Origin of the sequence: Brevundimonas sp., from assembly GCF_044336875.1 — a bacterium.
Lineage (GTDB): Bacteria > Pseudomonadota > Alphaproteobacteria > Caulobacterales > Caulobacteraceae > Brevundimonas.
In genome coordinates this window covers 69,976-83,791 of sequence record NZ_JBIIOP010000006.1, presented here as the reverse complement: position 1 = coordinate 83,791, position 13,816 = coordinate 69,976, and the positions used below count along the sequence as shown (strand labels likewise).

General features: G+C 68.2%; 15 protein-coding genes. 8 read left to right on the top strand and 7 right to left on the bottom strand.

The genetic code is table 11. The annotated features are described in order from the left end of the window. Nucleotides 1–174: 174 nt before the first annotated feature. Nucleotides 175–717, top strand: a complete 543-nt coding sequence (locus tag ACIQ1T_RS09760) for a MarR family winged helix-turn-helix transcriptional regulator (RefSeq protein ID WP_395944352.1) — start codon at nucleotides 175–177, stop codon at nucleotides 715–717. On the opposite strand, the gene nth is transcribed toward ACIQ1T_RS09760, so the two are convergent. Next, a complete protein-coding gene (gene nth / locus ACIQ1T_RS09755) occupies nucleotides 659–1,417 on the bottom strand; it encodes an endonuclease III (RefSeq protein WP_395944351.1) in 759 nt (252 codons plus the stop codon). The genes ACIQ1T_RS09760 and nth overlap by 59 nt on opposite strands. Next, the gene (locus ACIQ1T_RS09750; protein WP_395944350.1) at nucleotides 1,414–2,715 is read right to left on the bottom strand and encodes a flavin monoamine oxidase family protein; all 1,302 of its coding nucleotides are present in this window, start codon (nucleotides 2,713–2,715) and stop codon (nucleotides 1,414–1,416) included. The genes nth and ACIQ1T_RS09750 overlap by 4 nt, the downstream gene beginning before the upstream one ends. Nucleotides 2,716–2,871: 156 nt before the next feature. On the opposite strand from ACIQ1T_RS09750, the gene ACIQ1T_RS09745 reads away from it, so the two are divergent. The 5 genes from ACIQ1T_RS09745 (at nucleotide 2,872) to ACIQ1T_RS09725 (ending at nucleotide 7,497) form a co-directional block, all read left to right on the top strand. Then, nucleotides 2,872–3,972, top strand: coding sequence for an HlyD family secretion protein (locus ACIQ1T_RS09745; RefSeq protein ID WP_395944349.1), 1,101 nt, complete (start codon nucleotides 2,872–2,874; stop codon nucleotides 3,970–3,972). Next, complete coding sequence (locus ACIQ1T_RS09740; RefSeq protein ID WP_395944348.1) at nucleotides 3,969–5,591, top strand: DHA2 family efflux MFS transporter permease subunit; 1,623 nt, start codon at nucleotides 3,969–3,971, stop codon at nucleotides 5,589–5,591. The genes ACIQ1T_RS09745 and ACIQ1T_RS09740 overlap by 4 nt, the downstream gene beginning before the upstream one ends. Beyond that, nucleotides 5,591–6,196 (top strand): TetR/AcrR family transcriptional regulator C-terminal domain-containing protein, encoded by a 606-nt coding sequence (locus ACIQ1T_RS09735; protein ID WP_395944347.1) that lies wholly within the window; start codon nucleotides 5,591–5,593, stop codon nucleotides 6,194–6,196. Before ACIQ1T_RS09740 ends, ACIQ1T_RS09735 begins: the two co-directional genes overlap by 1 nt. Before the next feature lie 63 nt (nucleotides 6,197–6,259). Continuing rightward, on the top strand, nucleotides 6,260–7,021 hold the full coding sequence (locus ACIQ1T_RS09730; protein WP_395944346.1) for a creatininase family protein: 762 nt from the start codon (nucleotides 6,260–6,262) through the stop codon (nucleotides 7,019–7,021). A 128-nt stretch (nucleotides 7,022–7,149) separates the two neighbouring features. Beyond that, nucleotides 7,150–7,497 (top strand): phasin family protein, encoded by a 348-nt coding sequence (locus tag ACIQ1T_RS09725; RefSeq protein WP_395944345.1) that lies wholly within the window; start codon nucleotides 7,150–7,152, stop codon nucleotides 7,495–7,497. A gap of 53 nt (nucleotides 7,498–7,550) precedes the next feature. On the opposite strand, the gene ACIQ1T_RS09720 is transcribed toward ACIQ1T_RS09725, so the two are convergent. The 4 genes from ACIQ1T_RS09720 to ACIQ1T_RS09705 all read right to left on the bottom strand — a co-directional run bounded on the left by ACIQ1T_RS09720 (nucleotide 7,551) and on the right by ACIQ1T_RS09705 (nucleotide 10,989). Further along, nucleotides 7,551–8,165: a MarR family winged helix-turn-helix transcriptional regulator gene (locus tag ACIQ1T_RS09720; RefSeq protein ID WP_395944344.1), complete on the bottom strand. Its 615-nt coding sequence runs from the start codon at nucleotides 8,163–8,165 to the stop codon at nucleotides 7,551–7,553. Nucleotides 8,166–8,315: 150 nt separating this feature from the next. After that, nucleotides 8,316–8,975 carry an inner membrane-spanning protein YciB gene (locus ACIQ1T_RS09715; RefSeq protein ID WP_395944343.1) on the bottom strand — a complete coding sequence of 220 codons (660 nt, stop codon included), beginning with the start codon at nucleotides 8,973–8,975 and terminating at the stop codon, nucleotides 8,316–8,318. Between the two features lies 1 nt (nucleotide 8,976). Next, complete coding sequence (gene ftsY / locus ACIQ1T_RS09710; RefSeq protein ID WP_395944342.1) at nucleotides 8,977–9,912, bottom strand: signal recognition particle-docking protein FtsY; 936 nt, start codon at nucleotides 9,910–9,912, stop codon at nucleotides 8,977–8,979. A gap of 108 nt (nucleotides 9,913–10,020) precedes the next feature. Further along, entirely contained in the window at nucleotides 10,021–10,989 is a 969-nt protein-coding gene (locus ACIQ1T_RS09705; RefSeq protein ID WP_395944341.1) for a hypothetical protein, read from the bottom strand. 209 nt (nucleotides 10,990–11,198) lie between these two features. On the opposite strand from ACIQ1T_RS09705, the gene ACIQ1T_RS09700 reads away from it, so the two are divergent. Both ACIQ1T_RS09700 and map read left to right on the top strand, forming a co-directional pair. Next, nucleotides 11,199–11,411, top strand: coding sequence for a ParD-like family protein (locus ACIQ1T_RS09700; RefSeq protein ID WP_395944340.1), 213 nt, complete (start codon nucleotides 11,199–11,201; stop codon nucleotides 11,409–11,411). Then, nucleotides 11,408–12,175: a type I methionyl aminopeptidase gene (gene map, locus ACIQ1T_RS09695; protein ID WP_395944339.1), complete on the top strand. Its 768-nt coding sequence runs from the start codon at nucleotides 11,408–11,410 to the stop codon at nucleotides 12,173–12,175. The genes ACIQ1T_RS09700 and map overlap by 4 nt, the downstream gene beginning before the upstream one ends. A 173-nt stretch (nucleotides 12,176–12,348) precedes the next feature. On the opposite strand, the gene pelA is transcribed toward map, so the two are convergent. Then, nucleotides 12,349–13,653: a pectate lyase gene (pelA, locus tag ACIQ1T_RS09690; protein ID WP_395944338.1), complete on the bottom strand. Its 1,305-nt coding sequence runs from the start codon at nucleotides 13,651–13,653 to the stop codon at nucleotides 12,349–12,351. Nucleotides 13,654–13,816: the final 163 nt, after the last annotated feature.

Here is a 13,816-nt window from a genome sequence, read left to right as displayed (position 1 = left end):
TGTACGAAGATGGGGGAGCGTCAAATCTGCCGGAAATTCATTACATCCCGGCGCCGCTCTATTTAGCACCGTCAAGCATCCAATACTGCGGTTTTCCCGTACTTGGTGCACAGACTAAACGGCGCAATAGATTGTTGGTAAACGACGATCCTTCCCCTCCCCCAAGGCTTCGCATTGCTCAATCTGCTTTCCGCCGGGTCGTCCCCCCGTCAGGCCCTGCAACTGAAAATCGCCTTCGCCATCACCCAGACGGCGCGTCGGTGGCAGAGCCTGTTCGCAGACGCTCGACGCACCTCAGGCAAGGGCGGCGCCTGGATCAGCGCGCTCTATTTCCTGGAGACCTCGCCCAAGGGACTGACGCAGACGGAATTGGCCAAGCGATTGCAGATCTCCGGCCCCAGCCTGACCCGGCAGCTCGACAAGCTGGAGGCCCTGGGCCTGGTCAGCCGGCGTCGCATGCTGGGCGACGGCCGCGCCCGACTGATCGTCATGGAACAGGCCGGCCGCGAGGCCCTGCTGGAAATGGACATCATGGCCTCCGCCATGCGCGATCGGCTGTTCGAGGGAATTTCGGAGGCTGATCTGGACGCCACCCAGAGGGTGCTCGACACCCTGTCGGCGCGGCTGGTCACCGACCCGGGTCTGTTGTCCGCCGCCCTCAGCGCGTCTCACCCAGAGCCAGAAGCCCTGCGCGCGACGGGCACAGGTCGGCGATAATACAGGCCAGGCAGTTGGGCTTGCGCGCCGTGCAGGTGTAGCGGCCGTGCAGGATCAGCCAGTGGTGCGCCTTGGGCAGCCACTCTTCCGGCACGACCTTGAACAACTGGGCCTCGACCTTGTCCGGCGTCGCCGCATTGGCCAGGCCCAATCGGTGCGAGACGCGAAAGACGTGGGTGTCGACGGCGATGGCCGCCTCGATCCCCAGCTCGTTCAGCACCACTGACGCCGTCTTGCGCCCCACCCCAGGCAGGGCCTGCAGGTCGGCGCGGTTCAGCGGAACCTCGCCCCCATGCTGCTCCAGCACGATCCGGCTCAGGGCGATGACGTTGCGGGCCTTGCCGCGATAGAGGCCGATCGAGGCGATGTAGGGGACCAGCCCCTCCTCCCCCAGGGCCAGCATCTTCTCCGGCGTGTCGGCGACCTTGAACAGGTTTTCAGTCGCCTTGTTGACGGACACGTCCGTCGCCTGGGCCGACAGGGCGACCGCCACGACCAGCGTATAGGGGTTGGAGAAGTTCAGCTCGGTCTTCGGATCGGGCATGACGCCGGACAGACGCTCGAAGATTGTCTCGACCCGATCCCCGTCGGGCGGCCAGCGCAGTATGGGGATCGAAGCGCCGGTCATGATGGATGGACGTTTGGCGCCCGGCTTGGCGGCGGACGTCGAGGCGGGTTTCCGGACCTTGGCGGGCTTCATGCCTCGCTGTCGCCGTCGTGACGGCGCGGGTCAAGACCCAGGGCCGTCAGGGTCGCATCGGCCGCCCGCCACCCCTCCATCCAGGCGCCGTGGGCCGTGCCGTAATAGACCGGCGCCGTGGCCTCGCCAGCCAGGAAGATCCGGTCCTCGATGGCGACCCTCAGTCGCGCCCGATCGGCGGCATGCCCCGGCAGGGCGTGGGAATAGGCCCCGCGCGACCAGGGATCGACGCCCCAGCCGGTCGTCGCCACGGGTTCCAGCCGCCGTTTCATGTCCGAGCCGAGCGCCGCGACCAGTTCGGACAGGGCGAAGTCAAACAGGGCGGCCGGCCCCTGCGCCTCCAGCCCCCAGGCCAGGTCGGCGCCGAAATAGGCCTCGATCATCGGCCGACCGAACGGTCGCAGATGATAGCCGCCGGTCTGGGCCGTGTCGGTCCGGGTCCACAGCTGGGTGTCGGGCTGAAAGTCCCCTGCGCCGCGCACCGTCATATGCACCTTGGACGCCAGCCCCAGGGGTACGCCCGCCGTCGCTTCCAGCAAGGCCGGAACCGGCGGATCTATGCGGACGACCTCGGTCGCGATCAGACTGTTGGGCGTGGTCAGGATCACGGCCCTCGCCGTCAGTTCGCCCCGACTGGTCTCCAGCCGGAGCACCGGGCCGGACCGGTCGATCCGACGTACGGCGCAGTCGGTCACCGTGATCCTCGCGACCGCCTCCCCCAAACGCGCGATCAGCCGGCCATAGCCCTCGCGCACCCGCCAGTTCACGCCGGTGTCGCCATAGGCGTCGTAGTCCAGGCTGGAGACCTCGGCGAACTTCGCCCCGTTCAGGGCGCCCGAGATGGCGTCCATCCGCGCATTCCAGGCGCTGTCCGGATCGAAGAAGTCCGAGGCCGGCCGGTCCTCGCCCCGCGCCGCCGCCTCCGACACCCGCTGGTCGAAGGCGTCGAAGGCCCCGCGGAAGGCGTCCTGGTCGGCGGGGGTGGTCTCGTGATTGAAGGCCTGGGTACGCCAGGGCGGCGGGGTCTTGTCCAGCGTCAGACCCTCGGCCTCGACCCGTCCGGCCAGGACATTGTCGTCGGCGGAGTGCAGCCAGCCGCAGCCCATGTCGAGCCCCTCGCCCTCGGCCCACAGGGTCCAGGCGCGGCCGCCGATCCGCTCGCGCGCCTCCAGCACCAGAACGGACAGCCCCGGGCGCATCAGCCGTCGAGCGGCGGCGATGCCTGCGGCGCCCGCCCCGATCACGACGACATCGACCTCGGACGGCAGGGGATTCGAAGCGCGGGTGATGTCGGTCATGCTGCGGGAAAGATACACGAAATCCGTCGCCGGAACTCAGCCCATGCGGCCCCGCAAAAAGATTCACACGATTGCCGATTGATTTTTGGACTTATGCGTCCATTTTAGCGGCCGCTTCAAAACGTCGCACCTCTTCCTCCCCCGGAAACCGCTCTCATGTCGCCTGAACTGAAGAAACGCCTGCCGCTGTTCGTCGCGGCCCTCGTCGGCCTGCTGCTCATCGTGGGCGGCGTCATCTGGTGGGTGAACGGCCAACGGTTCGAGAAGACCGACAACGCCTTCGTCCAGGCCGACACCACCCTGGTCAGCCCGCAGCTGTCGGGCCGGGTCACCGAGGTTCTGGTCGGCGACAACCAGCGGGTCGAGGCCGGTCAGGTCCTGGTCAAGCTGGACGATTCCGACCAGAGGGCCGAACTCGCCCGCGCGGAGGCCAATCTTCAGGCCGCCATGGCCGCCGTCGGCAATGTCGACGCCCAGGCCGAACAGGAACAGGCGACCATCGCCGCCCGCGCCGCCGCCGTGACCCAGGCCCACGCCCAGGCCGGCCTGGCCCGCGCCGAGGTCGATCGCTACGGCAAGCTGGCCGAGCAGGGCTGGGTTTCGCAGCAACGGATTCAGACCGAGCGCGCCTCGGCCGCCACCGCCGCCGCCACTGTGCAGCAGGCCCAGGCCGCCCTGGTCGCCGAGCAACGCACCGCCGGCGTGCTGGGCTCGACCCGCGAACAGAGCGTCGCCGCCGTCGAACAGGCCCGCGCCGGAGTCGACACCGCCCGTATCGCCCTGGAGCGCACCGTGATCCGCGCGCCCGTCGCCGGCGTCGTCGGCGCCCGCAGCGTTCGGTCCGGCCAGTACGTCAACGCCGGAACCCAGCTGCTGTCGATCGTGCCCCTGACCCAGACCTATGTGGTCGCCAACTTCAAGGAGACGCAGCTGGACAAGATGCGTCTGGGCCAGACGGTCGAGATCACCGCCGACGCCTTCCCCGGCCGCAAGATCGAGGGCCGGATCGACAGCTTCGCCCCCGCCACCGGTTCGGAGTTCGCCCTGATCCCGGTCGAGAACGCCACCGGCAACTTCACCAAGATCACCCAGCGGGTGCCGGTGCGGATCGTCGTCGGCGGCGCCGACCGGAACCTGGCCCTGCGTCCCGGCCTGTCGGTCGACGTCAAGGTCGACCTGAAGAGCGAGGGCGGCCAGAGCTTCGCCGAAGCCGCCGTCGGCGCCCAGATGGCCTCGAACGAGGCCGCAGGCCAGTGACCGCCGCCAACCCCGCCGAAACCGGCGGGGCCCCTGCTGCGGCCCCCGCTGCGGCTGGCGGCCCCGTCGCCGGCCACCCCGAGATCAACTGGACCATGCTGCTGCTCGGCTTCGCCGGGATGGTGGTGGGCCAGTTCATGGCCATCCTGGACATCCAGATCGTCGCCGCCTCCCTGCCCCAGATCCAGGCGGGGGTCGGCGCCTCCGCCGACGAGATCAGCTGGATCCAGACCGCCTATCTGATCCCCGAAGTCGTCATGATCCCCCTGTCCGGCTTCCTGTCGCGGCTGTGGGGCACGCAGCGGCTGTTCCTGGCCTCCTGCGCCGGCTTCGTGCTGATGAGCATCGCCACCGGCCTGTCGTCGTCGATCGACATGATGATCCTGTTCCGGGCCATCCAGGGCTTCGTCGGCGGGGCCATGATCCCGACCGTCTTCGCCGTGGCCTTCACCGCCTTCCCGCCGGACAAGCGGGTCACGGCCAGCGTGGTCATGGGCTTGATCGTCACCCTGGCGCCGACCGTCGGCCCGACCCTGGGCGGACACCTGACCGAGTGGCTGAGCTGGCGCTGGCTGTTCTTCATCAATGTCGCGCCGGGCCTGCTGGTCCTGTTCCTGGTCGGCCGCTACGGCAATTTCGACAAGGGCGACCCGTCCCTGGCCAAGGGATTCGACTGGTGGGGCCTGGGCTTCATGGCCGCCTTCCTGATGTCGATGCAGTTCGTGCTGGAGGAAGGCGCCAAGAACGACTGGTTCGACGACACCCATATCCTGCTGCTGGCGGTGGTCGCCGCCGTGGCCGGGCCGGTCTTCATCTGGCGGTCCCTGACCTATCGCCAGCCGATCGTCGAGCTGCGGGCCTTCGGCAACCGCAACTTCCTGGTCGGCTTCATCATGACCTTCATCGTCGGCTTCGCCCTGTTCGGCGGCACCTTCCTGCTGCCGCTGTTCCTGGGACGGGTGCGGGAATATTCGTCGGCGGAAGTGGGCACGACGATGGTCGTCTCCGGCCTGGCCATGTTCGCCACCGGGCCGTTCGCCGGGCGGCTGGTGCGCAAGCTGGACGCCCGCGTCCTGATGTTCGGCGGCTTCATGCTGTGCGCCTGGGGCATGTGGGAGGCGCGGATCGTCACCGACGACTGGGGCTTCTGGCAGTTCGCCTCCGTCCAGGCCTTCCGCGGCGTCGGCGTCATGCTGGCCATGATCGCCTCGCAGCAGGTGACCATGGCGACCCTGCCGCCGCACATGGTCAAGAACGCCTCTGGCCTGGTGAACCTGGCCCGCAACGTCGGCGGCGCCTTCGGTCTGGCCATCCTCAACACCAGCCTGACGACCAACACCGCAATCCACATGGGCGAGCTGACCAGCCGGATCGGCGAGGGCGACCAGGCCATGCGCCAGATGATGGCCGGCATGAGCCAGAGGTTCGCCGGATCCATCGACCCGGCGGCCTCGGCGATGAAGGCGGTCTATGGTCTGTTGCAGAAACAGGCGACGACCATGGCCTTTGGCGACGCCTTCGCCCTGCTGGGCATATTGTGCGGGCTGGCGGCCTTCGTCACCCTGATGGCCCAACCGGTAAAGGCCCAGGCCGGCGCTCCGCCGTCGGACGCCCACTGATGGCCCGTCGTCAGGGACAGGTCGACGAACGCAAGAGCGAGGCGATCCTGGACGCCGCCGCCGCCCTGTTCGCCGACAAGGGCCTGCAGGCCAAGATGGAGGAGATCGCCCGGCTGGCGGGGGTGTCGAAACAGACGGTCTACAACCGTTTCGCCTCAAAGCTGGAGATCGCCCAGGCCCTGGCCAACAAGCGGGTCGAGGACATCATCGCCCCGCTTCGCGGCGCCGGCGATCCGCAGGCTGTGCTCGAATCCCTGGCCCTGACCCTGCTGAACAAGGTGTGCAGCGCGGACAAGGTCGGGTCGATGCGCGGCGTCGCCCTGGTCTCGACCGAGGCGCCCGAGATCGCCCGGGCCATCTACGAGGCCGGTCCGCGCCGCAGCCTGAGGGAACTGGCGGCCTGGCTGACCGAACAGACGCGGCTGGGACGGCTGGAGGTCGCCGATCCCGAACAGGCGGCCGAGATGTTCTCGGGCCTGGTGCTGGGCCACGGCCATCTGCGCGCCATGCTGGACGTGCCGCAACTGGCGCCCGAGAAGCGCGCGGCGCGGGCCAGTGAGGCGGCCCGGATCTTCGTCGCCGCCCATCCTCCGAAGACTTCCTGATTACGACCCGGCCGCAATCGCGCTAGGAAGGGCTTCGGTTCCGTAAGCTTGCAAGGTTCGCCCATGCTGATCCACCTGTCGTCCTGGCCCGAGATCGACGCCCGCATCGCGGCGGGCCAGCCCCTGTCGAAGACGGTGGTGGTGCCGATCGGCTCCAACGAGCAGCACGGGCCGACGGGCCTCTTGGGCACCGACTGGCTGTGCCCCGAGATCATCGCCCATGCGGCCGAGGCCTCGGACGACGGCCTGGTCGTGGCGCCGACCTTCAACATCGGCATGGCCCAGCATCACCTGGCCTTCGCCGGCACCATCAGCCTGCGCCCCTCGACCTTCATGGCGGCCATCACCGACTGGGTCTCGTCCCTGGCGCGGCACGGGTTCGAGCGGATCTATTTCCTGAACGGCCACGGCGGCAATGTCGCCACCATCGAGGCGACCTTCTCGGAGATCTACGCCGAGTGGAGCTTCGTCGAGGAGGCCCCGCCCTTCGTGCTGAAACTGCGCAACTGGTGGGACCTGCCGGGGGTGCACAATCTCTGCAACCAGATCTTCCCCACGGGCCACGGCTCGCACGCCACCCCGTCCGAGATCGCCGTGACCCAGGCCGCCTATCCCGACCGGATCAAGACCGCCGCCTATGAGCCGAAGATCGCGCCCAACGGGCCGATCCGCGACGCCCTGGACTATCGCGCCCGCTTCCCCGACGGGCGCATCGGCTCGGACCCGGCCCAGGCCAGCCCGGAGAAGGGTCAGAAGATCATCGACCTGGCGGTCCCGGCCCTGCTGAAGGACGTGGCGGAGTTCGCGGCGGAGCAACGGCCCTGACCCCGCGACCGGGCCGCCGGAAATCCAGCGTCGAACAGGCGGCCGAGACCGGGGCGGAACTGCTGACCGCCTCGGCCGAGGTCATCGCCGCACGCAGCCTGCTGATCGCCCAGGGTCTGGCCGATCCGATGACGGCGGACCTGGCGGAGATGAGCCTGATGGGGACCGAAAAGGCCGAGGCGATGACCGCCTCCGCCAATGTCCTGGCGGATCACGCCGGGGCCATGGGCGAGCGGCTGGCCCGCGCCACGGCCGACGAGACCCGGCTGGCGAGCCTGGCCGCCCGCGCCGTCGCCGAGGCCCGCACCCCGGCCGAGGCGGCCGAGGCCCAGTTCAGCTATGCGATGGGCTGGTGGGGCCGGGCCGGCGCCCAGTGGCTGGCCCTGAACGACGAGATGGCCCGCGCCCAGGCCGACGCCCTGGCCCCGATCCACAAGGCGGCGACGGCCAATGCGAAGCGGCTGAGGAAGGGATAGCCACCCGATTCGTCATTCTCCGCCTCGCTATGAGGAGGACGGGAATGTGCGGGTCAGGCCGTCTCGACGACCTTCAGCTTCGGCTTCTTGACCTTGGCGGACTTGGCCGGGCGGACCGATTTCTTGGCGGCCTTCTCGGCCTTCTTGGCTTCCTTCTCGGCCAGCTTCAGCGCCTTTTTGGCGGCCTTGGCTTCGGCCTTGGCGGCGTCGGGGGCGGCGTCGGCGGCGGCGGCCAGTTCCGCCAGCTGGGCCAGGAAGGTGTCGCGCTGGCCCTTGGGCAGCAGGGCCATGATCCGCTTGTCGGCGGCCTCGACCAGCGGGCGGGCGGCCTCGAGCCGGGCGGCGCCTTCCGTGGACAGACGAACGGCCTTCGCCCGGGCGTCCAGGGTCGAACGTTCCCGCTCCAGCAGGCCCTTGGTGGTCATGCGGGTGACGAGGTCGGCCAAAGTCGAGCGGTCGATGCCCGTCATCCGGACCAGTTCCGTCTGGGTCAGACCGGCCTTCAGCGAGGCGGCCTCGAGCACGGCGAACTGGCGTTGGGTCAGGCCGTCGGCGCCCATTTCCTCGGAATATATGTCCAGCGCCAGTTGCAGGGCGCGGTGCATCAGGTGGCTGGGCGAGGTGGCCAGAGGACCGACCTTGCGAACCGACTTGCCGGATTTGACCATAGGACGTCCCCCGATTTCTTTCGTCCGAACGCGTATCAGCGGTGCTTTACGATTTGACGCGAGAAGTGTGTCGGTTGCGCGACATTCTTTCAGTGGGCGCGCCCGGATGCAGAAGCAACCCCTCGGTCAGGGCGCGGTTGACGCCGGACGCTACATCCCCGTGTCGGGCGAAACCGGGCCCGGCTCCTCGTCCTTGGTCATGTTCTTCATGATCAAGGGGACCTGGGACAGGCCGAAGACCGAGGCGGCGATCCAGAGCACGCCGCGGAAACTGGTCCAGACATCGTTGGGGTTGGGCGTGTCGCGGCCCAGGGCGTGCCAGAGGGCGGTCACGGCGGCGGGGCTGCGGAAGATCTCGTTGAGGATGGCCACGGCCAGGAAATAGAGGCCGTAACGGAAGGTCAGCTTGCGCCAGGCGGCGTCGTTGACCTTGATCGCCGAACCCAGCAGCATCTTGAACGGATATTTCTTCAGCGGGATCGAGCCCAGCAGGATCACGGCCAGAAGGCCGTTCTGCACCGTCAGCTTCAGCTTGATGAACAGGTCGTCGTGGGTGAAGACGGTCAGCAGGCCGAAGACCAGGGCGAACAGGCCGGTGATCAGCGGAAGCGGCGCGAACCGCCGCTCGACCGCATAGCCGACGATCAGGGCGAGCGCGGAGGCGACGACCAGGACCCAGGTGGCCAGGATCATGTCGCGCGTGACGAAATAGCTGATCATGAAGGCGGCCAGGGCGCCGAAGTCGACGACCTGACGGATCCACTGGCGGTTCTTCTTCGGCTCGGGCCCAGCCTTGGCGGCGTCGGTCATGTCAGTCTTCCAGTCCCACCAGAGAGCGGGAGAAGGCGCGGGCGTCGAAGGGTTGCAGGTCCTCGACCCCCTCGCCCACGCCGATCAGCATCAGGGGGGCGTCGGAGGCCTGGGCCACCGGCACCAGGACGCCGCCGCGCGCGGTGCCGTCCAGCTTGGTCATCACCACCCCGGTGACGAAGGCGGTGCGGCCGAAGATCTGTTCTTGGGCCAGGGCGTTGCGGCCCACCGTGGCGTCCAGCACCAGAAGCGTGTCGTGCGGAGCCTCCGGATCGACCTTCTTCAGCACGCGCACGATCTTCAGCAGTTCGTCCATCAGGGCGGACTTGTTCTGCAGCCGGCCGGCGGTGTCGATCAGGACGACGTCGAAGCCTTCCGCCTTGGCCTTGGTATAGGCGTCGAACGCGAGCCCCGCAGCGTCGGCGCCGTCGCGGCGGCTCTCGAAATGGGCGCCCGCCCGGTCTGCCCAGACCTTCAGCTGTTCGCGGGCGGCGGCGCGGAAGGTGTCGCCGGCGACGATCATCACCCTGGCGCCCTTGCCCGTCAGGTCGGCGGCGATCTTGCCCAGGGTCGTGGTCTTGCCCGAGCCGTTCACCCCGACGAACAGGACGACATAGGGTTTGGCTCCGTTCAGCGGATCGAAGCTCGCCTGGCGCGGCGACAGTTCGGCGGCGACGGCCTCGGCCAGCGCCTCCTTGACCTCGCGCTCCTGGGCGTCCTTGCCGAACTTCAGCGAACGGAAGCGTTCGACGATCCGGGCCGAGGCGGCAGGGCCGAGATCGCTTTCCAGCAGATGCTCCTCCAGCTGCTCCAGCGAGGCCTCGGACAGGGGTTCCTTGACGAAGGTCGCGACGACCTGGTCGGTCATCTGTTTCGAGGAGCGGGACAGGCCGTCTGAGAGACGCTGGAACCAGCCTTTTTTCGGCGTATCGGTCATGGGATGGCTTTAGCGGGGGCGGAGGCGAACGTCATCCGCATTCGCAAGAACAGGGGGCGGACTGATCGACCCAGGCCCGAAAACCGCCTCCGTCCGGTCACGCGCCCTTCACGTGACCCACTTCAGCACCTCGGGGGCGACAGGATTGCGATAGTCGCCGTCTTCGCGCTGCGCCTTCGACAGAGCGGCCTTGGAGGCGAAATAGAAGGCCGAGGGCCGGTCGGGATCGCCGGCGAACACCAGGGGCAGGTGCGGACTTCGCCCCTCGAGTCGCTCCAGTATGGCGATGTCCTGGCGCAGGAAGGTCCGGCCCAGGGCGGACAGCATCGGCATGGCGAAACGCAAGGCGCCGGCGGAGCAGAGGATAAGATTGCGCAGCACCACCTCGCCGTCCGCCAGCGGGGTGACGGTCGTCAGATTGATCAGGTCGAAATCCCGCGCCGTGACACGTTCCAGCCGGATGGACGGCAGGCGGAATTCGATCGTCACCTTGCGGTCGGTCGAGACCAAGTCATAGGCGGGGGTCGAGGCGAAGGCGTCGGCGGCGACGGCCGTGAAGCCGAAGGGCGACGGCGTATAGGCCTTGGTCTTGGTGCGGCGCGCCTGACTTCGCCACCACCACGAGTCATGGATCATCGGCACATGGGCCGGATCCAGAAGGCCCAGGACAGCCTGGTCGTAGTCGGCCCGCGCCGGCGCCTCGGAATAGGCGATCAGCGTCAGCGGAGCTCCTGGCGGCGAAGGCAGATCCGGGGGCGCGGCCGACCCGGCCGGACAGGCCCAGACCAGGCCGAACCGTTCCGTCAGCCGCCAGCGGCCGCAGTTGGTCAGCCCTGGCGTCTCGCCCTTTGCGCCGGGCAGATCGATCCACTCGTCATGCAGCCGCACACGAGAGACTCCTCGGCTGCGCGACGCCCTGACCACGGGATACCAGGCCTGGATCGGCGCCCCGAAGCGGCGGTCGCCGGGCAGACGGGATCTGAGACGGACGCCCAGTTCGGCGACAGGGCCGGAAACAGGGCGCTCGGCCGACGCCATGTCGTGGCCTTGCAGGCGCGCCGCGAGAGAGGTCGGCATTTGACGGACGTCGCCTGTTCCCGCCGTGACGGCGCAAGTGATGCGAGAAGCCGGCGCTCGGAGCCGCTCCTAGTGTGGAGATTTCTCCACACATCGTGCTTAACCCCCGCCCGGGCGACAGGCAAGCGCCCCGAAAGCGCGCCGCCGCTTGCAGGGCGCCGGAACAAATTATACAAAACGCATACGTATCGTATACACCCGGAGTCTTCGTGGGAATCGTCAATATCGAGGACGAGCTGCATGAGCAGCTACGCCGCGCCAGCAAGGCGTCCTGCCGGTCGATCAACGCACAGGCGGCCTTCTGGATAAGGCTGGGCCTGTTGTGCGAACTGAATCCCGGCCTGAGCTTCCAGGAGCTGGTGGCGCGCGAACTGAAGGCGGCAGGCGTGAATGCGCCGATCGCCGTCGGCGCGACGGCATGACCAAGACGCAGCAGGAAATCGAGCTGATGGCCGAGTCCGGCCGTCTGCTGGCCTCGGTCTTCACCCATCTGGACGGGCTGGCGCTGGAGGGGATGTCGACGCTGGAGATCGACAGCCGGGTCGAGGCCTTCATCGTCGATGAGTTGAAGGCGCGGCCGGCCAGCAAGGGGCAGTACGGCTATGGCTTCGTGCTGAACAGTTCCCGCAACCAGGTCGTCTGCCACGGCGTGCCCAACGCCGACGAGGTGCTGAAGAACGGCGACATCGTCAATCTGGACATCACCCTGGAGAAGAACGGCTTCATCGCCGATTCCTCCAAGACCTATATGATCGGAACCGTGGGGCCGCAGGCGCGCAAACTGGTGCGGACCACTTACGAGGCCATGTGGAAGGGGATCCGGGCGGTGCGGCCCGGCGCCCATCTGGGCGACATCGGCCACGCCATCGAACGCCACGCCAAACTGGCCGGCTATTCGGTGGTGCGCGACTATTGCGGGCACGGCATTGGCCGCGAGATGCACGAGGATCCGCAGATCCTGCATTTCGGCCGCGCCGGCCACGGCCTGACCATGCGTGAGGGCATGACCTTCACCATCGAGCCCATGCTGAACCAGGGCCACCGGGCCGTACGGACCGAGGACGACGGCTGGACCGTGGTCACCGAGGACGGGAAACTGTCGGCCCAGTTCGAGCACACGGTGGCGGTGACGAAGGACGGGGTGCGGGTGCTGACGCTGCGGCCGGAGGAGATGAAGGCGGCGTGAGGCGCACCTCGAAGTCTCCTCCCCATCGCAGATGGGGAGGTGGCGCGGCGCGGCTTCGCGCCGTGACGGAGGGGTTCTTAGGGCGCGAAGAACGAAAGTCGGTGGGGTTTCAAGAACCCCTCCACCGCTTCGCGGTCCCCCTCCCCATCTGCGATGGGGAGGAGACGATGGACTTACCGCGCCGCCGACCAGGCGGCATAGGCGTCCAGGGCCGTCTGGGGCTGGGCCAGCCACCAGGAATAGCCGTTGCGGCGGCCGACGGAGATGCCGTTGACGTCGTCGTGGATGGTCTGGTCCTTGTCGCCGAAGATCGGGCGGCCGGTGACCAGGTCGTAGTTGCGCGACCAGATCGGGCCGGCGCCGGGCTTGTCGATCAGCTTGCGGCCGTCGTCGGTCATCTCGAACGACTTGTCGTAGGTGCGATTGGCCTCCAGCCAGGCGATCCCGCCGCGAATGGCGGCCTGGACCTCGGGCGAGGGATCGGGTTCGCCCATCAGGAACAGCAGGATGTCGGTGGTCTCGCCGCTGGCGATCGAGCGGGGCTCGTAGTTGCGGGCGCTGGCCGGGACCAGACGCATCGGCTCGACCTGCTGCGGCCAACCCAGCAGGCGCTCGACCCCGTTATCGTCCTTCTTGCGGACCTGAGCCGCCAGGGTGACCGCCATCGCCTTCTGCGTCGCCTCGCCGGCGCGGGCCTTCAGATCGGCGGGGACGAAGTCGAAGCCCTCGGCGCCGTTAGACACGTCGCGCAGGATCATGGCCGCCTCGGCGACCGCATTGTCGTTGAAGGTGACGGAGTCGTGGAAGCCGCCTTCCAGCGGCCAGATCTGGGGCCAGCCGCCGTTCGGATACTGGGCGTTCAGCAGATAGTTGACGCCCTTGATCACGCTGGCGCGCCAGGCGTCGCCCTGACGGCCCGGGGCGCGGGCCGCGACCTTGGCCAGATAGCGCATCTCGGTCCAGGTCGCATTGTTGTCGAGCGTGCCGACGAAGGTCCAGAAGCGGTCGGCGGGGGCGTCGAAATTGGCCGGGTTCTGCTCCATCGTCTCGGCGTCGTTCGAGAAGCGCTGGCCCGGCAGACGGGCGATGGAGCGGTCCTGGTTCTTGCTCCAGCCGCCGGACGGGGTCTGGAAGGTCACGATGGCGTCGGCGACGGCGCGGGCCTCGGCCGAGCCGTACCAGGCGGCCGGGCGATCCAGCGGCATGTGCGAACTGTTGCCGCGAATAGCCAGGGGCGGCGGGGGCGGGGTCGCGCCGGCGGGCAGTTCGGAGGCGAGGGCGGCGCGGTCCGCCTGATGGGCGGCCTGGGACCGGGCCAGATAATCGGCCCAGGCGCCGCGCTCCGCATCCGGCAGGGCGCCGATGCGGTCGATGGTCAGGCCGACCGCCGGGGTGTTGGCGCGAATGACCTCGGCCGAGGCGGCGCCACCGGTGGCGAGAACGACCGTCAGGACGGAGGCGAGAAGGGCGTGTTTCATGAGGCGTTTCCCGAGGTGCGGACCGGCCTTGTCGTCAGTCCCATTATTTGTTCGTCACTCTACATATTGAAATCACCTTCGCAAGGCGGGCGGAACGGTTTGATCGAAGCGTCATGCGAACTCCATGAAATCTCCCGACCCGGCGAAGGATTCCGTCCCTTCA